The organism is Streptomyces sp. RKAG293 (assembly GCF_023701745.1).
Taxonomy (GTDB): Bacteria; Actinomycetota; Actinomycetes; order Streptomycetales; family Streptomycetaceae; genus Actinacidiphila.
The window spans coordinates 7,565,890-7,586,216 of the sequence record NZ_JAJOZB010000001.1 but is presented as its reverse complement, the minus strand read 5'-3'; the positions used below and the strand labels follow the sequence as shown (position 1 = coordinate 7,586,216).

Here is a 20,327-nt window from a genome sequence, read left to right as displayed (position 1 = left end):
CCCATGACCGCCCTCGGCACGGAGCCCGCGCCGCTGACCGCTTCGGGCCTCGAAGCGGCCCTCGCCGCCCTGCCGCCCGTCTACGCCGCCGCGGCGCGCATGCGGACCCTGCCGCTGGCAGCGGGCGCCTTCACCGTGGCCGGGCCGTGCCGCGAACCGGTGCTGCTGCTGCGGCTGCGGGTCCCCCTGGCCGACCGTGCCGTGGTCGTCCGCCCACCCCCGGACCGAACGGGGGAGGTCGCATGGACGGTGGTGTTCGCCCCGTTCTCAGGGGCCGGCACCCTGCTGCCCGGCTGCCTGCCGCCGTCCGGTGCGAACGGAGCAGGGGCCGCCGGCGACCTGACGGTCGCGGTCGACGTACACGTCGTGGCAGCCCCGGAATGCCACACGGACATCCCGGCCGGCACCGCGCTCGGCCCCGCGCTGGGCGAGGACGACGCCGCAGCGCTCGTGGAGGGCGTCCTGCTGGATGGGCTGCTCGCCCGTCTCGCCTACCTGTCCACGATGGAGAAGCAGCGGATGATCCGCCAGGCCCGCGAGATCGCCGCCTGCCGGCACGTCGACCTCGCCTTCGGCGGAGCCCTCGACGCCTTGGGCAGGGACCTCGCCGTGCCACGGCGGCCGTCGGAGGACGACGCGTTCTACCGCAGCAGGCTGGCGATGTTCACCTCGTGGCGGCTGCCCACCAGGGGCGGCCTCACCGACGCGCTGAACGGACCCGGCGAGGACACCGCACCCAACAAGGGCCTGCCGTCCCTCGTCGGCGTGACCGCTCGCTTCCGGCTGGTCGAGGAGCAGAACACCCTGTCGCTGTCCACGTGTCTGGTCGACAGCGGCACCGGCGGACCGGCGTTGCGCGACCGCTTCCACAGAGTCCTGCGCGCCAGGTATCTGCTCGACCTGGACGGGCCCGTGCCCTTGGGGCTCCCGTCGGGCCGCTTCGAGGAGCTGCGGCGGATCCTCGTCGTGCTGAGCGCCGGACTCACCCGCCCGGCCGGAGCACGCCGGCCCCAATACCTGGCCCCCACACTCGCCGCCGACCTGTCCCGGCTGGTGCAGCTCGTACGCGCCCTCGGCGACAGCGGCCCGCTGACGCTGCACCGAGCCCATGTCGAGGAACCCGACCCGCTGCACGAACTGGGCCTCGGGGTGACCCTCGACCGGTTCGGGAAGTCCCGGCTGGACGCGTTGGCCGCTGCCGTCCCGGGGCTGGCGAGCGGGAGCGGGGAGCTCGCCGCCCTGGCCCGCAGTCTGAATCCGCGGATGTCCGACGCCGACCCGCTCGGACGGTGGCTGATCGAACCGTGCGGGCTGCGTACCGTGCACCCGCTCGACGCGACCACCATGTATCTCTCCGCCCTGCCGACCGCAGGACTGGCCGTCGAGGCCCCGCCGAGCGTGACCGTCGGCTCCCCGGTGACCTTCCAGGCGCGCTATGTCGCCAGCGGCACGGCCGGCGGCCTGCATGTGCTGGCAGCCGAGGCGGTCGAGCTCACCGGGCGCCGCTTCGAGGAGCGCCACCTCGGCACCGTGCAGGCGCTGGTCGCCGACGGCGTGCACGCCGTCCTGCGGACCGTGGCCGGTCAGACCGGCAGCACCCCGCCGTCGCTGCTGGCCCCGCTGATCGAGGGCAAGCTGCTCGCGGACGACAGTGCCGCTTTCGCCGGAGCCGTCCTGGAGGTGGCCGACCTCGACCAGGTCGTCGCGTACCCGTTCGCTCCGGCCGATATCGGCGGCCCGGGCGGCGGGACCGCGCTGCGGGACGCCGTCGCAGAGCGGATGACGGCGATGACCGACAGCGGCTTCTACGCGGTGCGCGGCATCTGGGACGATGCGGGCCGGCGGTTGGTGGTGCTGGCGGCGGTCTGCGCCCTGCCCGACGTCCCCGCAGAGCCGGGGAACCCCCCGCCCGCGGAGTTCCGCTGGCACACGGCCGAGGTGCCGGCACCGCTCGCACCTGCCGCACCGGACGATCCGCCGCGGCTTCCTCCGCTCACGCTGAGCAACGACAGCAACGGACGGGTGCGGGCCCGGGCCGAGCGGGACGGCCTGACCCTCGTCGTCTGCCTGGGATACGCCCGGCGGGGCCTTGCCGACCCCTACGAAGTCCGGGTCGAGCTGCCGGACGGCGAACGTCTCGACCCCGAGCAGTACGGCTACGTCATGAACCTGCTCGACAGCCTGTGCCCGCTGGGCATCGAGATCAACACCTCCGAGCTGCGCCGCAACCACCTCGCCGCGGCGGACGGCACGCCGGTCGCCCCACTGCCGGCTGCGGACGCGTCCCGCACCTACCACCGTTACCGGCGCCGGCGCACTGTCGGCGGCACGGATACCGTTCACACCGCGGGTGCGACGAGCGCCGACCTGAACGGCCGGCGGTGACGACGCTCCCGGTCGCCTGCTCGGGCGATGTCACCGCGGCCGCGGGCGCGCTCCCCTTCGCCGGGGCGACGGTCGGAAAGTGGACTGCGGGAACGGTGGAGGAGACGGCCGCGACCAGCCTGAAGGTCGACGACTCATTCGTCCTCCACACGGCCACCTGCACGTTCTCCTTTACCGGTTCCTCCCCGCCGTCCCCGACCCCGGTGACGGGCACGGCGACGGTCACGCTCTCGGCGACGGCGCCCGGCCTGGTGGCGAACGGTCAACTCGTCCTGCGGGCAGGCGATTCCGCGACGGACCCGTACGGAAACACCCTGCTGGCCGACTCGTCACGCCGTCTGCACTCGTCGTAGGAACGGTCCGGTTCCGAAGGCCGCGGAGAAACGCCGATCGCCCCGGAGCGCCTGGCGCACCGTCAGGAACCGCTGTAGAGAACCTGAAAACCGGAGAGGGTGACGGTGTCGCCGCCCTGAGCGCCGCTGAGCTTGGCGGTGATGTAGCAGACCGTCCCCGGGTCGACCACGGCGTCTCCGGTCGGAGTCACCGGATTGGCCGGGAAAACGCCGCCGGTCGGCAGCCCCGAGACGGTGATCTTGGCCACGACCCGCGGATTCGACCCGTCGAGGCGCTGGCAGTGCACTTCCAATGCCAGCAGGCCCGATCCGATGTTGCTGCCCCCGGCCTTGAAGCCGGTGATGACGCTGCCGGCCGGGAGCGCCACGGTCACCAGGCCCTGGGCGGTCGCCGCGCCCGCCGGTTTGGCCGCCGATCCGGGGGTCGACGTGACGTCCCAGGCCTGCTGGCCGGCGATGCCCGCCAGCATCGGGATGACGGTGACGGAGCGGTTGACCGCCTGCGGCTGACCCAGCGCATCGACCTTCGCCTGCAGCGCGTTGACGGCGCCGGCTGCCGTCGCGAACAGCTGATCGATGGCCGTCAGGTCCTTCTGGAGCGCCTCGAACAGGGCGTTGAAACCATTCGGCCCCCCGGCGGCGACCCGATCGACCGTGTCGACCCAGGTGGGGTGCCGGAACTCGTAGTCGAACGGCAGCGAAACGGGGGTACTGGTCATGGCGCACCTTCCTCGGTTCCCATCGTCTCCTGGGCTCCGCGCCTCGTCCAATTGCGGGGAAGTCCTGGCCAGAGGATGCTGGAAGTGGACTCGGGCACCCGCCCCGCAGGCCGGCGCCCGGCCATCCGGGATGCCGCGTCACAGCGCCCGGCCGATCGGGGAATACCAACAGAGCAGGTGCGTGCCGTGGCTACATCACTGTCCGCTGCCGCCGCCTCTGTCGCCGGATCGATTCCGGTGGGTGCGGCGCCCTACGGAATCGCGCTTTCCCCTGACAACAGCCACGCGTACGTGGCGGACAGCGGCAACCGCAAGGTGTCGGTCGTCGACACGAAGACGCGTCAGGTGACCTCCGAGATCACCGTGGGAGACGTTCCCCGCGGGGTGGCGGTCTCCGCGGACGGCAACCACGCCTATGTCGCCAACGCCGGCGACGGGTCGGTATCCGTCATCGACACCACCAGCGGCAGGGTCACCGCCACCATCGCCGTGGGCTCCGCTCCGGTGGGAGTCGCGGTGGCTCCCGACGGCCTGCACGCCTACGTGACCAACACGGGTGACGATTCCGTGTCGGTCATCGACACGGCCACCGGTCAGGTGACCGCGACTCCGCAGGTGGGTTCGGCACCGTTCGGAATAGCGGTCTCCCCCGATGGCAGCCGCGTGTACGTGGCCAACACCGGTGAGGATTTCGTGTCCGTCATCGACACGGCCACCAGTCAGGTGACCGCGACACCTCACGTGGGTCCCGCGCCCTTCGGAGTCGCGGTCTCCCCCGACGGTCAGCACATGTGCGTCACCAGCAGCAGTTCCGACACCGTCTCGGTCCTCGACACGGCCACCGCCCACGTGACCGGGCCGATCCCGGCCGGGGCCGGTCCGCGCGGGGTGGTCGTGTCCCCCGACGGCCGCACCGCCTATCTCGCCGACAGCGGCTCGGACACCGTCACGGTCGTCGACATGGTCACCGCACAGCCGACCCGCACCATCCCGGCCGGCACCGGCCCCTTCGCGATCGCCCAGTCCTCCGACGGCCGCCGCGTCTACGCGACCAACACCGGCGCGAACACCGTGACGGTCCTGGAAACAAGCCCGAACACGGTGATCGACACCATCACCCTGGCGGGGTCCCCGACCGGCGCCGCCATCACTCCGGACGGCGGTCATCTCTACGTCACCAGTGGGTACACGGTTTCCGTCATCGACACCGTCACCCATCAAATAATCGCCACCCCGTACGTGGGGCGCGAACCACTCGGCGTGGCGATAACGCCCAACGGCCGACGGGTCTACGTGGCCAACAGCGGCGACGACACGGTCTCCGTCATCGACACGAACAGCAACACGGTGTTCGCGAGAATACCCATAGCCCCTGCCCCTCCTGTCAGTAACACACCCACCGGGATCGCGATCACCCCTGACGGCCGCCAGGCCTATGTCACCAACTACAACGGGGAGTCGGTGAACGTGATCGACGTCAACGCCAACACGGCGGCCAGGCAACTGTTCTCCGAAGGCTTCCCGTTGGGCGTGGCGGTGCACCCCGACGGCGACCGGGTGTACGTCGTCAACAACAACGAGCCCCCGGTGGTGATCGACACCCACACCAACCAGATCACCGGCACGTTGTACGCCCCCGGCAGTCTCTACGGAATCGCGATCGCGCCCGACGGCAGGCGGGCCTACATCACCAACGCCGCATCCGACCTACTGATGGTGATCGACACCAGCACGGATCGGACGATCGCGAGAATCCCGATCGGAGGGGTCCCGCTGTGCGCCGCGGTGTCTCCCGACAGCCGACGTGTCTACGTGACCAGCCAGACGGACAACACGGTTTCCGTGCTCGACACCGAGCTCGGCGAAGTGGTCGCCACCATCCCTGTCGGGGTCCTGCCGTCGCCCATCGTGATCTCCCCCGACGGCCGACGCTGCTACGTAGGCAACATCCAGTCCAACACGGTGTCCGTGCTCGACATCTGAGAGCCACTGTCGTGGGCGGGTCACTGCGACTGGTTGCCGGCAGGCAGTCGGCTCTCTGACGCTGTTTCGTCCGCCGGCTGACGCGGCGACGTGTACCACTCACTGGCTGTGAGGGGCGTGAAGGGAGCGTGATCGGCGCATTCGGATAGAAGATCAATTCGAGTGCGCCGACCGAGGGAGACGAGCCGGTCTTCAAGATCTTCGGTTGCTAGCGTCGTGGCCGTGACTCATCCAGTCGAGTCCGGCCCGGAGCCGGACCACTTCGTTGTGCCGTCCCCGCGCGAGGCCGGTGAATCGTTCCGCCCCGTGCTGCTGGATCCCGCGCTGCCCGCCGGCGCAGCCGCGCTGGCCGCACTGCGCGCCTCGGCCCGACTGTGCGAGGTCCACGATCGGATCGAGGACCAGGTTGCGGAGCTGGTGCGGAGCCGGGCACCCCACGACGTCTTCGGACCGCGGGACATGGACCGCGCGATCGCCTTGGTCGTCGACGGTCGCCCGGACGCCTACGGCCGGTGGGCCTGGTACCCGTGGTCGGGACGCCTGGTGCACGTACTGCCGGAGGCGGAGTTCCGCCTGGTGCGTACCGACCGCAACCGCGACAAGATCACCCGTGAGCAGCAGGAGGGACTGCTGCGCCGCCGCGTGGGCGTTGTCGGCCTGTCGGTCGGCAGCAGCGCCGCCTTGACCTGCGCCATGGAAGGCGTCGGCGGGGCGTTCAGACTGGCCGACTTCGACCGGCTCAGCCTGTCCAACCTGAACCGGCTACGCGCCGGCGTTCACGAACTCGGGTTGGAGAAGAGTGTGCTGTGCGCCCGCCGTATGTACGAACTCGACCCCTACCTGGACATCGAGATCCATCGCGCCGGCGTCACCGACGAGACCATCGCGGACTTCTTCGCTGACGGTGAGAACGGCCGAGGCCTGGACGTGCTGATCGAGGAATGCGACACCCCCTGGGTGAAGGTCGCCGCCCGTGAACACGCCCGCCGCGGAAGGATTCCCGTCCTCATGGACACCAACGACCGCGGCCTGCTCGACATCGAGCGCTTCGACCTCGAACCCGACCGCCCACTCTTCCACGGCCGCATCGGCACCAGGACCGCCGCCGACGTGCGCGGGCTCGACCGCGACCAGACCATCCGATTTCTGCTCGACATCGTTGACGAACAGCGCCTGAGCCCCGCCATGACCGACGCCCTCACTCGCGTCGGACAGACCCTGTCCAGCTGGCCCCAACTGGCCAGCGGCGTCATGCTCGGCGCGGCCCTCCTCACCGACACCGCCCGCCGCATCCTGCTCGGAGAACCCTTGCCGTCCGGCCGCCACTCCATCGACCTCGACGCACTCGTTCCCGTCCGGTCAACACTGCCCGCACCGCACGGAGCCACCCTGTGAACCGAGTCCCCGACCTCCGCGGCGACCACCTCAAGCTGCGGGAACTCCGCGCAGGTGACCACGATGCCTTCACTCGGATCCTCACCCACCCGGTACTCACCCGCTACCTGGGCATCGACCGAATGACCGCCGACCAGGCACACGACGCTTTCGCCCAAAGCCTCGCCCAACCCCACTCGCACCCGCGCCGCAAGTACACCCTCGCCGTCTGCCCACCGGACGACGACACCCTCGTCGGCACCATGGGACTCCTCGTCGAGGGCTACGGCAGCAACGCCATGCTCACCAGCCTCGTACTGCTTCCCGGAGCCTCCGCACCCGGTCGCGGCCATGAGGCGGGCCGCCTGCTCATGGCGTACGGCTTCGGCCACCTGGGCCTGCACCGCATCTGGGCCGGCCACCGCAGCGACCACCACCACATGCCCAAGGTGATGCACGCCGCCGGCCTGCGCCCGGAGGCGACCCTGCGCCAGCTGTTCCGCACCCAGGGCATCTGGCACGACGTCACCACCTATGCCACGGTCGCCCCCGAATGGAAACGCCAAGCCACCGAGAGCGAACTCGCCATCCTCGACGCCACCCACCAACTGGAACGAGCCTGAGCCGGCCCCCGCGATGCTTCAGGAGGAGGCATCACTGTCGCGGATGGCGAGTGCCAACTGACGGAGGCCGCCGTCGATGGCCTCGAGTGGGATCGCGCCGTATCCGAGGACCAGACCGGACCGGCCGCCGGCGCTCCCGAAGCCGGACAGGCCCAGGACTCCCACTCCCCGGGCGGCGGCCCGGCGGGCGATCGTCCGGTCGTCGGTGTCCAGCGGTAGCAGTGCGCTCAGGTGCAGGCCAGCGGCAGAAGGGACGATGTCCAGGAGATCGGTGAAGTCCCGGGCCAGGACGGCGCCGACGCGGGCGTGGCGGGCCCGGTAGGCGTGGCGCATCCGGCGTATGTGCGCGGCCAGCAGCCCCTCTTCGAGAAAGGCCGCGAGGGCCGCCTGCTGGGGCCAGGAGGTGTTCCAGTCGGTCACGTACTTGGCGGTGCGGAACGCCCGGCGCAGCGAGGGCGGAGCGACCAGGAACCCGAGGCGCAGGGTGGGAAGCATCACCTTGGAGAACGTACCGACGTACAGGACCCGGCCGTGGGTGTCGAGGCTGCGCAGCGGCTCCGTCGGGGTGCCGCCGAAACAGAACTCGCTGTCGTAGTCGTCCTCCACGATGACCGCGTCGTGCTCGTCGGCCCAGGCGAGGAGCTCCAGTTTCCTGGCGAGCGACATCGGCATGCCGAGCGGGAACTGGTGGGACGGGGTCACGTACACCAGCGCGGTCTCGGGCGGGAGGGCGTCGATGATCAGCCCTTCGCCGTCCACCGGCGTGCGGGCGATGCGAGCACCGTGGGAGGCGAACATGTGCCGGGCCGGCGGGTAGCCGGGATCTTCCAGGGCGACGGTCCGGCCGGGCGCGACCAGGACGCGGGCGATCAGGTCGAAGGCCTGCTGGGCGCCCGCGGTGACGGCGATGTCGGCGGGTTCGGTGCGGACGGCGCGGGACAGGCCGATGTGCCGGGCGATCTGGGTGCGCAGACCGCTGTGTCCTGCCGGGTCTCCGTATATCGCGTTGCCCGACCGGTTGGCGCGGAGTTCGCGGCTGAGCAGTCGCCGCCAGCTCTCGTAGGGGAACAGCCGGACGTCGGGGTGCCCCGGCCGGAAGTCGAAGGCGTACCGGGTGCGCGTCAGGTCGGGTGGTTCGGGCAGCTCGTCCCAGACCGGCAGGGGCCGCAGCGGGCTCGGGGTGGTCGGCGAGGCGGCGGTGGTGATCCCCGGCGAGACGAATGTTCCGGCTCCTTTCCGGGCCTGGACGAATCCCTCGGCGGTGAGCCGGTCATAGGCGCCGCTGACGGTGTTGCGGGACACCCGGAGGCGGGCGGCGAGCTCCCGGGTCGGCGGCACGGGGTCGCCCGGACGCAGCCGTCCGTCGAGGACAGCGGCTCTGACCTGCCGGTAGATCTGCCCGATCAGGTCGTGCCGGCCGGCGAGGCTGATGTGCAGTTCCACCGGGCCCATCGTAATTGGCTCCCTCCGGATGGTCGGGTTTTGGCCCTTCAGGGCGGGCGCGGCTGTTCCTAGGATCGCGATCATGCAACTCATCGAACTGGACCGGCGGGCGCTCGACGCCGCTCGGTGGATCCTGTCCCCTGTGACCGCGGCCGATCTGGACCGCCCGACGCCGTGCGCGGACTGGGCACTGCGGGAACTTCTCGTCCATCTGGTGAGCGAGAACCAGGGATTCGCGTCAGCGGTGCAGGGCGGCACCGACCGGGCCGTATGGACCGGCGGAACCCTCGACCCCGACCCGATCCAGGCTTTCGCGGCGTCCGCGGCCCTGGTCACCGAGGCGTTCGCGGCCGACGACGTGCTGGGCCGGACGGTCGAGGTGCGGGAGTTCGGCGTCCTTCCCGGGAAGGTCGCGGTGATGATGCATGTGATCGACACCGTGGCGCACAGCTGGGATGTGGCCAGCACGCTCGGACAGGTGTGGGAACTCGACGACGATCTCGTCGGGGCCGCGTTGGAGATGCTGCTGAAGTTCCCGTTGACGCGCGGGCCCGGCCAGGCCTTCGGCGAAGAGATCGCGGTGTCCGGCGAAGCCTCGGTGGCCGATCGGTTTCTCGCCTTCACCGGCCGCGATCCCCGGTGGGAGCGGCGATGAGCCGTTGGGAGAGTCTCGTCGTGGTGGGCGACAGCTTCGCCGAGGGCGTCGGTGATCCGCTGCCCGACGGCACGGTCCGTGGCTGGTCCGATCTGACCGCCATCGAACTCGCCACCCGCGCGCCGGGGTTCCGTTACGCCAACCTGGCCGTGCGGGGCCGCAGGCTCGACCAGATCGTGGCCGAGCAGATCCCGGCGGCGACCGGGATGCGGCCGGATCTGATCTGCTTCTCCGCGGGCGGCAACGACGCGCTGCGCCCGGGGTTCGACGTGAACGACCTGATGGCCAGGTTCGACCGGGCGGTCGGCACGTTGACGGAGGCGGGAGCCGAGGTCGTGCTGTTCCGGTTCCCCGACCAGAGCGTGCGGCTGCCGCTACCGGGGCTGTTGCGGCCTCGGATCATCGCCATGAACGACGCCGTATCCGGCTTGGCCGGCCGGCACGGTGCTCATGTCGTGGACCTGTTCGGGGACGCGGCGTTCGGCCTTCCCGACCTCTGGTGCCAGGACCGGCTCCACCTGAGTCCATCAGGTCACCGCAGGGTCGCTGATCAGATCCTGGCCACCTTGGGCGTCGCTCCCGTGCCGGAGTCGGTCCGTGCCGGGACCGTTGCGCGGCGACGGCGGCGGGACGACGCCCGGTGGGCGCAGTCCCACCTCGGACCGTGGCTCCGGAGGCGGTTGACCGGTGGTTCCTCCGGTGACGGGGTCGGGGCCAAGCGGCCTCGGCTCTCCCCGGTGACTCGGCATTCCCTGCCGCAGTAGCGCGGGGTGGGAGTTCATTACCTGTGTCGGTGACGAAGCCGGTGACGGCGGGCCGGGCCACCGTCGCCCCACCGCGCCGCGATGGAGCGACGGCTCGACCATCACCATGGCACGAAAGGTCGGATGTGTGACGTTGCGGACATCCGCAGGAGTTGTCAGGCTGGCTGTATGAGAACGCGCACCGTACTCATCGTGCTCTTCGAGGGCATGGACGCGCTGGACGTGGTCAGCCCCATCGAAATCCTCTCGGCTGCCAACCTCTTCGCCGACCGGACGAGGGCCGGCAGTGTCGCGTACCGCGTCCGGACCGCGAGCCTGGGTGGCACCCCCGTGCACAGTCCCAGCGGCCTGACGCTCGTGCCGGACACCGATCTGCACACCGCCACCACGCCGCACACCCTCATCGTGCCCGCCCCACAGCGGCGACGGCACCACCACCGTCGACCCGGAGGTGGCGTGCTGGCTTCGGCGGAACGCTAACCGCTCCCAGCGGATCGTCTCCATCTGCACCGGAGCCTTCCTGCTGGCCGAGGCGGGACTCCTCACCGGCAAGCGGGTCACCACCCACTGGAGCCAGGCCGATGAGCTGGCCCAGGCCTATCCCGGGACCGAGGTGGACGCCGACCCGATCTTCATCCGGGACGGCCGGATCTCCACCTCCGCCGGCGGCACCAGCGGGATGGACCTCATGCTCGCCCTCATCGAGGAGGACCTCGGACGGGACGCCGCCCTGACCCTCGCCCGCCATCTGGTCGTCTTCCTCCGCCGACCCGGCACCCAGCGCCAGTTCAGTACCCACCTGCAGGCGCAACTCTCCGACCGACAGTCCCTGCGCGATGTCCAGGACTGGATCGCCGTCCACCCGGACGCGGACCTCTCGGTGGAAACACTCGCGCAGCGCGCCAACCTCTCCCCCCGCCAGTTCGCCCGCGCCTTCACCGCCGAGACCGGCACCTCCCCGGGCCGCTACGTGGACCAGACCCGGCTGGAGACCGCCCGACGCCTGCTGGAGGACACCCAGGACAGCGTCGAACACATCGCCCGGGTCAGCGGCTACCCCAGCACCGAGGCCATGCGCCGCGCCTTCCACCGCGCCCTCAGCATCTCCCCCGCCCAGTACCGCCAACGCTTCTGATCGCCTTGCCCCAGCCCCGGTAGACACCCAGGGAGGCCTTCCGGCAATGCGCTCGACTCAGGCGTGGGTGGAGCGGCGCCGGTCGGGAGTGAGCAGGTAGGCGATCGCCATGTCGCCGAGCTCGTCGGCGTAGACGCCGGCGCGCTCCGCGACGCCGGCGATCGTCATCTCGTCCAGGCCGTCGGCGGAGGCCGCGGGCGGCCCCTCCGCCACCACCGCCCGCATCGCGCTGGGCAACGGCTCTGACGCACTAGGAAGTCGGCACGTCGGGGGGAGTCAGCAGCCGTACGCAGCGGGCCGTCTCGTCGAGCGCGTCGGCCAGGTGCCGCAGCGTCCGAGCGTCATCGAGGTCCGCGTCCACGTACCGGTACGCGATCTGCTGGTAGATCGAAATGACCTCCCTGATGGTGGTCAGCACCCCGGGAGAGGGGCCGGCGAACGGAAGGCCGTTGTGCGTCGCGCGGGGTTGCGCACTGCGTTCCAGTTCCCGTAACAGCCCATCCCCTCGCTCCACGAGCTGGACCAGGCGGACCCGTGGATCGGAGTCCGTACAGCCGACGACAGGTTGATGCATCCCGGCAGAGTAGTGGGGCCTTCGGAGGACGCCTGACGGGCGGAGATCGTCCGAGGGCAAGGGCGCCGGTCGAAATGCCAGGGCAGCACGGGCGGGCATCTCCTGCCCTCAGCCAGGCGGATGACACGGGTTACGTGAGCTCATGCGGTTGACGACCTCCCACCCTGGCCGCGCCTGGTGTAGATCGTCGGGGCTGCCACGACTGGGTCAGTGCGGTACCCCAGGGGGCCCGCCGTTCACCCTTGGGGGTGAACCTCGCCGGTGTACGGATGATCCGAGCAATCCGCTGGGGGCCACGGCACCGAAGGGGCTGTGGACGTGCCTGCGACGGAGTGGGCGCCGAGAGAGATGGGGCGTGATGGGCGTACAGCGCATCGACACCCGACTGCTGGAAGAGCTCACCGAGCAATCCGAAGACCTCAACAGCGACGCACTGCGCATCACCGGCAGCGCGTTGGACGACTTCACCGAGGCCACCGCGCCCCGGTCGCGCCACTGGTGGCAGCGGTCGGGGACGCTGGCCGGTGTGGCGGGGGCAGCGGCAGTGCTGTCGTCCGTGCGGGCCGCGGCGGCAACCACCGCGGACGACATCATGGCGCTGCAGACCGCGGCCTCCCTGGAGAACCTGGCCATCAGCGTCTACCAGACCGCTGCGGGGCTGCCGTTCATCAAGGACGGGAACAAGACCGTCGCGGCGTTCATCGCCAAGACCACCACCCAGCACCAGGCCCACGCCAAGGCGTTCAACGCCGCCGCCACCCAGGCGGGCGGCAAGGCCCAGACCGGCCCGGACCCCAAGTACGCGGCCGTGGTCAAGGAAGCCCTGCCCACCATCAAGACCCCGGCCGACGTGGTCGCGCTGGCGATCACGCTGGAGAACGTCGCCGCCCAGACCTACACCAAGAACGTCGGCCAGGTCAGCGACGCACAACTGCGCAAGCTCTTCGCCTCGGTCGCCCCGGTCGAGGCCCAGCACCGGGCGACGCTGCTGGCCGTTCAGGCGCTGCTGGCCGGGAATCTTCCCGACCTCATCGCCATCCCGACGGACGCGGCCAAGCTGCCCGCCGCCGCGGGCAGCGTCGGGTTCCCCGACGCCTTCTACCCGACCAAGGACGCCTCGCCGATCTCCGAAGGAGCCGTGAAGTGACCACTGCACGCAACGGCTGGGAACTGCAGATCAGCGAGCAGCAACTCGCCCGTCTGACCCACGACATGGACGAGGCTCATCGAGAGACGCTGCCCGCGATGCGGGCCGGCGCCGTCGATCTGGCGGAGGAGATCCGCACGGCGGAGCGAACGAACCTGGGGCGGCGCCGCTTCCTGCTCGGAGCCGGAGGTGTCGCGGCGGCGATGGCCCTGGCCGCCTGCTCCAGCAGCGACAAGACGTCGGACGCGTCGGCGTCGCCGTCGCCCTCCGGAGCGGCGTCGGGCAGCGGCCAGTACACCGGGGACCTGAAGGTCGTCGCACTGGCCACCGCACTGGAGAACCAGGCCGTGGGCGCCTACCAAGCGACCCTGGCCGCGGCCAAGGCGGGCAAGCTCGGCACCGTACCGCCCGCGGTGGCGACCTTCGTCACCACCGCGATGGCCCAGCACGCCGACCACGCGAAAGCCTGGAACGCGGTCCTGACCGGCGCCGGCAAGCCCGCCATCACCAATGTGCCGCTGTCCAACCAGGCCGACGTCACCGCCGCGCTCGGCAAGGCGACGGATGTCGGCTCCGTCGCCAAGCTGGCTCTGCAACTGGAGGACCAGGCCGCGCAGACGTACCTGTTCGCGACCTACAACGTCATCAGCCCTGCCGGGATCAGCACCGCGGCCACCGTCGCCCCCGTCGAGGCGATGCACGCCGCGATCCTGCACTACGTGCTCGGTCAGTACCCCGTCCCGGACGACTTCCTGCCCGTGGACAAGGCCGCCAGCACCACCCTGCTGACGGTCTGATGATGCATGGTGCGCCCCGGGCTCCCAGCGTGTCGGAGTCCGGGGCGCACCACTCCTTGGTATCGCTATCCCATGTCAGTCATTGCCGTCGATGGATTGGGCCCGCAGATGAACGTCAACGCCAACCGAGTACGTCCCCGTCGCGGACGCCTGGCCGCCGCGAGTGCCCTCTGCGCACTGGTCGCCTTGACGGGCTGTTCCAGCTCCAGCTCCGGCGGCTCGTCCTCCTCCACCACGCCGGCCTCGTCACCGGCGGGCACCGCGTCCGGAGCAGCGGCACGCATCGTCATCAAGGACTTCCTGTTCAACCCGGCCTCGCTGACCGTCGCACCGGGCACGGTGGTCACCGTCCTGAACGAGGACAAGACCCCGCACACCGCCACGGCCACCGGCTCCAAGGCCTTCGACACCGGCACCATCGCCGGCGGCAAGTCCGCAACGTTCAAAGCCCCGGCGACTGCGGGGAGCTACAGCTACATCTGCAACATCCACCAGTACATGAAGGGCACTCTCACCGTCCGCTGAGGTATCCCCACCCCGTCGGCCGTCGCCGCACACAACGAAGGAACCGGCCATGACACCTGCCACAACGTCCCTCAGCGCCCTCCGGACCGCGCGCGGGGCGTGCCGGGTCGCTGCCGCGGTGGGCTTGGCCGTCGACGCGTACGTCCACGCCAAGCTGGCCGACCAGTACGACGCTGTCAGTGCGACCATCAGCCAGGGCACCCTGTTCCGCGTCGAAGCGGGCCTGGCATCCCTGGCAGCCCTGCTGGTCCTCGCCTGGCGCCGCCCACTGGGTGACGCCTTCGCCTGGCTCGTCGCGGCAGGCGGCCTCGCCGCGCTCGTGCTCTACCGCTACGTCGACGTCGGTGCTCTGGGCCCGCTGCCGGACATGTATGAACCCATCTGGTCCGACGACAAGAAGCTCAGTGCTGCTGCGCAAGTTCTCGCCGTCATCGCCACCACCGCTCTCCTCGTGACGCGGCGCGCGCGTCCTGCCGAAACTGCTAGCTCGCCCGTCGGAACCTGAGACCCACTCCGCCCTGTACCCGATGGCAGAGTGTCCGGCACGCGGGACCAGTCCGCACGGCTGAGGCGGGCCCCGAGCCGATGCCTCGCCGCCCGAGCCGCACCGCCGGCCAGAAGACGATCCCGGTCAGACCCGCAGGTGCTTTCGCCCTTGCCGACGACCGCGGAGTCGGGAACGCTCACGGGTCAGGGCTTGGTGAGATCGGTGTAGAGCCGGGCCCAGGCGGTGTCCTGCTCGGTGGCGGGCTTGGCGTCGCAGAAGGGCAGGGGCCCCTTGGCGGTGTAGTACTTCATCATGGCGAGGACGGCCAGGGTCTTGGCATCGCTTCCCCCGGTGTAGTCCTGGCTGGGCAGCACACTCTGGTGGGCACGGCAGGCGGGTTTCTTGCTGTCGGAGGTGGTGTCGAGTGCGCCGGTGCGCGCCGCGGAGGAGCCGCAGGCGGTGAGCGCGAGCGCGCCGAGCACGAACAGGGTGGCCCAGCGGGTGCGGACACGTGATGCCATGGTCGTCTTCCTGCCTTCCGGAGTGATGGGGAAGTAATGGTGGCCGTTCACAGCGGCATGGCTCGCAGTGCGGTGCCCACCCCGACGGCCAGGATGAGCAGTGCGGTGCCCAGTGGGGTGATCCGCGCGCCCCACGTCGCGAACCGGCCCGCAGTTCCGCCGTTCAGGGCCGGGATCCGGTCGCGCAGTTTCAGCAGGAACAGACCGGCTGCGGCCAGGGTGACGGCCATGCCCAGGCCGTAGCAGATGACGAGGGCGACGCCGAAAGCCGTTCTGCCCAGGGCGATGGAACCCAGCAGAACGACCAGGGCGGATGGGCTGGGGACGAGCCCACCGGCGATACCGATCCCGATCAGGCCGCCCTTCTTGCGGGTGGTCGACTTCCCGTGATGATGGTGGCCGAACAGCCCATGGCTGTGCCCGTGCCCGTGTCCATGTCCCTCATGGCTGTGCCCGTGTGCGTCATCGTGGCTGTGATGGCGGCTCTGCGCCTTCACATGGTGCTGGCGCTGGTGCTGGTCAGGGGTGGTGTGCGAGGCGGAATGGCCATGCTTCGCAAGGGAGTTGGCGCCCGTGGAGTGGGGTGCCTCCGTCATGCTGGCGGCCGCAGCGACAGTCCCGCTTCCAACAGTGACTGCGGCAAATTGATCAACCGCGAGGGGCATGGCGACGACGGCCGATTCGCTGGGGGTATGCGGATGAACGTGATCGTGATCGCCGTGCGTGTGACCGTGGTGTGTGTGCTCCTGGTGCGCGGTTTCCGTCTCCTCGCGGTTGCGCAGGTTGCGCAGGGCGGCGGGGATGAGCCAGATGCCGGCGGCGATGATGACCAGTCCGCTGATGGTGCCGAGCCAGGCGAGCGCTTGTTCGCCGACGAGGGCGGAGGACACGCTCAAGGCGGTGCCCAGGACCAGGACGGACGCGGTGTGAGTGAGGGTCACGGTCGTGGCGACCGTGACCGCGTCGCGCGGGCGGCCCTGCCGGCCCGCGAGGTAGGCGGCCATGATGGTTTTGCCGTGTCCGGGCAGTGCGGCGTGCCCCGCACCCAGTACGAGAGCCAGCAGCACGGCGAGCAGTCCGACGGGAAGGGTGAGTCGGTCTCTGTCGGTGAGGGAGCCCAGATGGGCGTCGAGGGCCGCGTACCAGCTTCCCAGCAGGCCCGTGCCGGGTGCGGTGGCTGCCACCGCCCCGGGACCGTTGCCGAGGGTGATGCGGGTGTGGCGGGTGTCGGGCGGATTGGACAGCAGATCAGCGGGGTACTTCCGCAGCTCGTTCGAAATAGAGGTCGCCGGTACGTCAGAGGAGCCGATCTGCGCTCCCTCGCCCCTTGCGGTGATCTCGTGCCAGCCGATCCGAGCGGAGTCCACCCCGGTGGAGAGGTCCACGAGCCCTGACGTCCCCAGGTCCGCCGGCGCCGTCAGCCGGCATTCGAGGCGGCCGGTGTCCAGACCGGCCTGTCCCCGTACGAGCCGGTAGTTGGACGACCGGACCTGGAAGTGCAGCGTGGCTGCCCGTGCCGCGCTGTTGCCCTGCGGGCTCGTGGTGGCGGTGATGCCGTGGGCAAGCAGGGCACAGGCCGTCCGGGCATGGGCTGCGGCCTCCCCGGCGCCGAGTCGGCCGTCATGGTCGGTGTCCAGACCGGGCATGGCCTGGAGGGTGGGGATCTCGGCGGTGTCCACCACGGCCAGGTCGTCCACGTGGTCGGGGTGAAGCGTCAGCCCGTCGTAGCGGTTGACCGTGAAGTTCCCCAGCGGATGCGCGGACGCGGCGGGTGCGGCCAGGGAGAGCAGCATCGGGATGCCGACGAGGAGCAGGGCGACTTGTCGCGTGCGCGCGTAGAGGCGGATCATCGTTGTCCTTGGAGGCGGGCCAGGCGCGCTCGTGCGTCGCGTGCGCGCAGGGGTGAGAAGGCGGGGTTGGCTGCCAGGGCAGCCGTCAGATCGGTGCGTGCGGCCTGGTCGTCGCCGACCGTCTGCTCGATGACACCGCGGTGGTAGCGCAGGGTGGCGTCGCGCCACCCGAGCCGGTCGGCTTCCCGGGCCAGGGGCAGCGCTTCTTCGTCGCGGCCGGCCCGGTGCAGGGCCCAGCTCAGTGCGTCGGCGACCAGCACACTGTGCCGGCGGCCCCATTCGGCGGTGAGCAAGGTGACGGCGAGTTGTGGGTTGCCGTGGTCGGCCTGGTACTGGCCGAGGTTCAGGTCGTCGACGACACCGTTGGCGGCGAACAGCTTCTGCTCGGCTTCCAGGACGCTGTACTGCGCACGAGCCTCCGCGGTACGGCCCAGGGACTCGAGCAGTTCGCCGAGTTCGAGCACGTACTGAGGTTGGGGGACGCGGGCGATGGCTGTTTGGTAGTCGGTGACGGCCTTGGCCGTTTGGCCCAGCGCGGCTTCTGCGCGGGCTACTCCCGCGAGGGCGGCGGTGTAGGTCGGGTCCAGGGCCAGCGCCTTGCGGTAGTGCCCCAATGCCACTGCCGTGGCGCCGGTGTTGAAGGCCAGTTCGCCCAGGTAGTGCTGGCAGAAGGCCTGGTCGGCCGGGTTGGAGGCGTCCTCCAGTCCGCGCTGGAGGGCTTGCGCTGCCTCATCGGTCCGGCCGTGCAGTTCCAGCGTGTAGGAGGCGCGGGTGAACGATGCGGTCGAGGGGTGCAGATCCAGCATCCGCTGAACGGCGGCCTGGGCTCCGGCGTCGTCGCCGAGTTGGGTGAGGGCATCGGTCAGTGCCCCGTAGGCGGCCCATGCGTAGGGGTCGCCGGCGACGGCTTGATCGGCCCAGGTGCGGGCCTGGGTGAACTGGTGCCGGGCGTTCGCGAGTCCGGCCATGCCGGTCTGCGCGGCCGTGTTGACGTCCGGCTGCAACGTCAGCGAACGCCGCAGCGCCGTTTCCGCCTTGGGGTACAACGTCGGGTCGACGGTGAGCCGGGCCTGCTCGACGTACGCGGAGCCCAGCTGCGCCCACGCTGCCGCGTCGGCCGGCTGCCGGCGCAGCTTGTCCTGGAGCTTGCTCACCACCGCGCCGATCGACAGCGCGGTATGGGCCGAGCCGGCCGCCGGGGCGGGTGCCGCTGCGGGAGGAGGGGGGTTGGAGTTGTGTTCCAGCGCCGCGAATCCGGTCAGGCCGGCACACAGCGCGGCGGCGGTGGCGATCAGGGCGAGGCGGCGCATGAACGACATCCCTCTCTGGACGATGGACGATGGTCGAAGGAGGACGATGGGCGTGCTGAGCCGTGGACGAATCGATGGGCGTACGCGTTCGTCAACGACGGGGTCCGATGGACCGGTGCGGGCAGCTGGCGTCGGCCCGCACCGGCCTGTGTGGGACCAGCAGTGACTAGCCGGCCTGGTTGACCGAACCGGTGTACGGCAGAGCGACGTACGGGAACGTGGTCCCGAACGGAACGCCCGGCCCGTTGACGCCGTCACCGGCGGCCAGCGCCTGGATCAGGTGCCCGGGAGTGGCGCCTTCGAGCGCCTGGATGGCGATGTCGATGACGTCGTCACCCATGCGGCGGCCGTTGGGGAAGCCCTGGAAGTCACCGTTGAGCACGCCGAGCCGGTCCGGGTTGGCCGTCACCGGCGTCGACATGTTCAGCCGCAGTTCCTCGGCGGGAACGAACCGCTTCTTGTTGATGTCAAGGTTCATCAGCTGCGAGTTCAGGTCCACGGCCAGCGGCCCGTTGGCCGCCTTGGCGATACCCGTCAGGAAGATCTCCTGCAGGTCCTTGCGCGGGGTGGCGGGTGCCGGGATGCCGTAGATGCCCTGGATGAGCTTGGGCAGCTCCGGGTCGAGGACCTTCGCGACGACCTTCGGCTGGTTGTGGTCCTCCGACGGCGGCAGCGCGTTGAAGGCGTTCTTCAGCCCGGCCGGCACCACCGCCTCGTTGACCAGCGGATTGCCCAGACGCGAGACCTGCACGTACTTACCCGTGGGGGTCTGCTTGCCGGGGCTGAGCTGCATCGTGCGCCGCTCGGTGGAGCTCCACACGCCGATGACAGGGTTGCGCTTGGCGTTGCCCTTGAAGGCGAGCTTGGACTTGGGCACCTGAATGGACAACGTGTTGACGTTGTAGCCGTTCAGGGTGTTGTGCCCGGTCTCGGAGAGATCGCCGCCGTAGAGCAGGTCGAAGACCCGCAGATCCAGGAAGAACGGGTCCGCGGCCTGCGTGGCGACGGTCTGACCGCCGCCGGGCAGCTGCTGCGTCGCCTGGTTGCGGAGCCTGCCGTAGTTCGGCATGGACGCCTTGCCGACGTTGGACGGCGTGGCGATGCCGTCCGCGACGAGCGTGACCGGCTTCTTGCCCGCGCGGATCTCCTGCAGGCAGTAGTGCTGGCGGAACAGCAGCGTCTTGTCGTTGAGGTTGTTCACGACGCCGTTGTTGTACAGGAACGTCTTCTCGCCGCGCAGGTCCTCGTTGCGGAACGTCCACCGGTAGGTCAGGTCCGGCTTGCCGGTGCCCTGGCTGTCGATGTTGATGTCGTAGTGCGCGTCCTCAGCGAACGGATAGAAGTTCGGCCCGCCGTTCGGCTCCTGGAACGGGATCCAGTTCGCCGTGAGCGTCACCGTGTCGGACTTGCCCTGGTCCGGGCTGGTGAACGCGTACAGGTCGGTGTTGTCGACCTGCGGGTCAGCCGCGACCAGCGGCGCTTCCCGGTGGCTGGACGCCTGACCGACACCGGAACCCGGGCCCGCCAGTGCGGCACCGGCGACTGCCGAACCGAGGGCCAGCAGCATCGCTGCCGACTTCCACCGACCGCTTGCGGCCAGTGATTTTCTTGAGGTCATGAGGATCTTTTCTCTGCGGATGAAGGGATGGTCGTGGAGGACTGGGCCTCCGTACCCTCTTCGA

Annotated in this window: 19 protein-coding genes and 1 pseudogene; 12 read left to right on the top strand and 8 right to left on the bottom strand. The window is 70.2% G+C overall.

The features are described from left to right. Positions 1 to 3 precede the first annotated feature (3 nt). Positions 4 to 2,385: a hypothetical protein gene (locus tag LNW72_RS33670; RefSeq protein ID WP_250978822.1), complete on the top strand. Its 2,382-nt coding sequence runs from the start codon at positions 4 to 6 to the stop codon at positions 2,383 to 2,385. After that, on the top strand, positions 2,382 to 2,738 hold the full coding sequence (locus LNW72_RS33665; RefSeq protein ID WP_250978821.1) for a hypothetical protein: 357 nt from the start codon (positions 2,382 to 2,384) through the stop codon (positions 2,736 to 2,738). Before LNW72_RS33670 ends, LNW72_RS33665 begins: the two co-directional genes overlap by 4 nt. A gap of 62 nt (positions 2,739 to 2,800) precedes the next feature. Here the strand turns inward: LNW72_RS33665 and LNW72_RS33660 are convergent, their stop codons facing one another. Next, on the bottom strand, positions 2,801 to 3,457 hold the full coding sequence (locus tag LNW72_RS33660; RefSeq protein ID WP_250978820.1) for a hypothetical protein: 657 nt from the start codon (positions 3,455 to 3,457) through the stop codon (positions 2,801 to 2,803). A 186-nt stretch (positions 3,458 to 3,643) separates the two neighbouring features. Between LNW72_RS33660 and LNW72_RS33655 the strand changes: the two genes are divergently transcribed. The 3 genes from LNW72_RS33655 (at position 3,644) to LNW72_RS33645 (ending at position 7,437) form a co-directional block, all read left to right on the top strand. Then, on the top strand, positions 3,644 to 5,440 hold the full coding sequence (locus LNW72_RS33655) for a beta-propeller fold lactonase family protein (protein ID WP_250978819.1): 1,797 nt from the start codon (positions 3,644 to 3,646) through the stop codon (positions 5,438 to 5,440). Positions 5,441 to 5,662: 222 nt separating this feature from the next. Further along, positions 5,663 to 6,835 carry a ThiF family adenylyltransferase gene (locus LNW72_RS33650; RefSeq protein WP_250978818.1) on the top strand — a complete coding sequence of 391 codons (1,173 nt, stop codon included), beginning with the start codon at positions 5,663 to 5,665 and terminating at the stop codon, positions 6,833 to 6,835. Beyond that, entirely contained in the window at positions 6,832 to 7,437 is a 606-nt protein-coding gene (locus tag LNW72_RS33645) for a GNAT family N-acetyltransferase (RefSeq protein ID WP_250978817.1), read from the top strand. The genes LNW72_RS33650 and LNW72_RS33645 overlap by 4 nt, the downstream gene beginning before the upstream one ends. 18 nt (positions 7,438 to 7,455) lie before the next feature. Here the strand turns inward: LNW72_RS33645 and LNW72_RS33640 are convergent, their stop codons facing one another. After that, complete coding sequence (locus LNW72_RS33640; protein ID WP_250978816.1) at positions 7,456 to 8,880, bottom strand: PLP-dependent aminotransferase family protein; 1,425 nt, start codon at positions 8,878 to 8,880, stop codon at positions 7,456 to 7,458. Positions 8,881 to 8,962: 82 nt separating this feature from the next. Between LNW72_RS33640 and LNW72_RS33635 the strand changes: the two genes are divergently transcribed. The 3 genes and pseudogenes from LNW72_RS33635 to LNW72_RS33625 all read left to right on the top strand — a co-directional run bounded on the left by LNW72_RS33635 (position 8,963) and on the right by LNW72_RS33625 (position 11,434). Further along, on the top strand, positions 8,963 to 9,535 hold the full coding sequence (locus tag LNW72_RS33635; RefSeq protein ID WP_250978815.1) for a TIGR03086 family metal-binding protein: 573 nt from the start codon (positions 8,963 to 8,965) through the stop codon (positions 9,533 to 9,535). Continuing rightward, a complete protein-coding gene (locus LNW72_RS33630) occupies positions 9,532 to 10,299 on the top strand; it encodes an SGNH/GDSL hydrolase family protein (RefSeq protein ID WP_250978814.1) in 768 nt (255 codons plus the stop codon). The genes LNW72_RS33635 and LNW72_RS33630 overlap by 4 nt, the downstream gene beginning before the upstream one ends. A gap of 168 nt (positions 10,300 to 10,467) precedes the next feature. Next, positions 10,468 to 11,434, top strand: a pseudogene (locus LNW72_RS33625) (GlxA family transcriptional regulator). A gap of 57 nt (positions 11,435 to 11,491) precedes the next feature. Here LNW72_RS33625 and LNW72_RS33620 read toward each other — a convergent pair. Together LNW72_RS33620 and LNW72_RS33615 are read right to left on the bottom strand one after the other, a co-directional pair. Next, a complete protein-coding gene (locus tag LNW72_RS33620) occupies positions 11,492 to 11,671 on the bottom strand; it encodes a hypothetical protein (RefSeq protein WP_250978813.1) in 180 nt (59 codons plus the stop codon). Positions 11,672 to 11,684: 13 nt separating this feature from the next. Continuing rightward, entirely contained in the window at positions 11,685 to 12,008 is a 324-nt protein-coding gene (locus LNW72_RS33615) for a hypothetical protein (protein ID WP_250978812.1), read from the bottom strand. Between the two features lie 358 nt (positions 12,009 to 12,366). Here LNW72_RS33615 and LNW72_RS33610 point away from each other — a divergent pair, with 358 nt between their 5' ends. The 4 genes from LNW72_RS33610 (at position 12,367) to LNW72_RS33595 (ending at position 14,982) form a co-directional block, all read left to right on the top strand. After that, positions 12,367 to 13,155, top strand: coding sequence for a ferritin-like domain-containing protein (locus LNW72_RS33610; protein WP_250978811.1), 789 nt, complete (start codon positions 12,367 to 12,369; stop codon positions 13,153 to 13,155). Beyond that, positions 13,152 to 13,952: a ferritin-like domain-containing protein gene (locus LNW72_RS33605; protein ID WP_250978810.1), complete on the top strand. Its 801-nt coding sequence runs from the start codon at positions 13,152 to 13,154 to the stop codon at positions 13,950 to 13,952. Before LNW72_RS33610 ends, LNW72_RS33605 begins: the two co-directional genes overlap by 4 nt. A gap of 72 nt (positions 13,953 to 14,024) precedes the next feature. Beyond that, the gene (locus tag LNW72_RS33600) at positions 14,025 to 14,477 is read left to right on the top strand and encodes a cupredoxin domain-containing protein (protein ID WP_250978809.1); all 453 of its coding nucleotides are present in this window, start codon (positions 14,025 to 14,027) and stop codon (positions 14,475 to 14,477) included. A gap of 49 nt (positions 14,478 to 14,526) precedes the next feature. Beyond that, positions 14,527 to 14,982 carry a hypothetical protein gene (locus LNW72_RS33595; RefSeq protein ID WP_250978808.1) on the top strand — a complete coding sequence of 152 codons (456 nt, stop codon included), beginning with the start codon at positions 14,527 to 14,529 and terminating at the stop codon, positions 14,980 to 14,982. Between the two features lie 185 nt (positions 14,983 to 15,167). Here LNW72_RS33595 and LNW72_RS33590 read toward each other — a convergent pair whose 3' ends face one another. The 4 genes from LNW72_RS33590 to LNW72_RS33575 form a co-directional block, all read right to left on the bottom strand. Further along, positions 15,168 to 15,485: a hypothetical protein gene (locus LNW72_RS33590; RefSeq protein WP_250978807.1), complete on the bottom strand. Its 318-nt coding sequence runs from the start codon at positions 15,483 to 15,485 to the stop codon at positions 15,168 to 15,170. Between the two features lie 47 nt (positions 15,486 to 15,532). Further along, a complete protein-coding gene (locus LNW72_RS33585; RefSeq protein WP_250978806.1) occupies positions 15,533 to 17,335 on the bottom strand; it encodes a hypothetical protein in 1,803 nt (600 codons plus the stop codon). Continuing rightward, positions 17,332 to 18,645, bottom strand: a complete 1,314-nt coding sequence (locus LNW72_RS33580) for a tetratricopeptide repeat protein (RefSeq protein ID WP_250978805.1) — start codon at positions 18,643 to 18,645, stop codon at positions 17,332 to 17,334. Before LNW72_RS33580 ends, LNW72_RS33585 begins: the two co-directional genes overlap by 4 nt. A 166-nt stretch (positions 18,646 to 18,811) precedes the next feature. Beyond that, a complete protein-coding gene (locus LNW72_RS33575; RefSeq protein WP_250978804.1) occupies positions 18,812 to 20,212 on the bottom strand; it encodes a DUF4331 domain-containing protein in 1,401 nt (466 codons plus the stop codon). Positions 20,213 to 20,327 lie beyond the last annotated feature (115 nt).

Bases quoted from the DNA above. Each gene is read 5' to 3' on its own strand.
- LNW72_RS33575 (WP_250978804.1), bottom strand. From the start codon at position 20,212: ATGCTGCTGGCCCTCGGTTCGGCAGTCGCCGGTGCCGCACTGGCGGGC.
- LNW72_RS33630 (WP_250978814.1), top strand. From the start codon at position 9,532: ATGAGCCGTTGGGAGAGTCTCGTCGTGGTGGGCGACAGCTTCGCCGAG.
- LNW72_RS33670 (WP_250978822.1), top strand. From the start codon at position 4: ATGACCGCCCTCGGCACGGAGCCCGCGCCGCTGACCGCTTCGGGCCTC.
- LNW72_RS33615 (WP_250978812.1), bottom strand. From the start codon at position 12,008: ATGCATCAACCTGTCGTCGGCTGTACGGACTCCGATCCACGGGTCCGC.
- LNW72_RS33660 (WP_250978820.1), bottom strand. From the start codon at position 3,457: ATGACCAGTACCCCCGTTTCGCTGCCGTTCGACTACGAGTTCCGGCAC.
- LNW72_RS33635 (WP_250978815.1), top strand. From the start codon at position 8,963: ATGCAACTCATCGAACTGGACCGGCGGGCGCTCGACGCCGCTCGGTGG.
- LNW72_RS33595 (WP_250978808.1), top strand. From the start codon at position 14,527: ATGACACCTGCCACAACGTCCCTCAGCGCCCTCCGGACCGCGCGCGGG.
- LNW72_RS33580 (WP_250978805.1), bottom strand. From the start codon at position 18,645: ATGCGCCGCCTCGCCCTGATCGCCACCGCCGCCGCGCTGTGTGCCGGC.
- LNW72_RS33590 (WP_250978807.1), bottom strand. From the start codon at position 15,485: ATGGCATCACGTGTCCGCACCCGCTGGGCCACCCTGTTCGTGCTCGGC.
- LNW72_RS33585 (WP_250978806.1), bottom strand. From the start codon at position 17,335: ATGATCCGCCTCTACGCGCGCACGCGACAAGTCGCCCTGCTCCTCGTC.
- LNW72_RS33610 (WP_250978811.1), top strand. From the start codon at position 12,367: ATGGGCGTACAGCGCATCGACACCCGACTGCTGGAAGAGCTCACCGAG.
- LNW72_RS33600 (WP_250978809.1), top strand. From the start codon at position 14,025: ATGTCAGTCATTGCCGTCGATGGATTGGGCCCGCAGATGAACGTCAAC.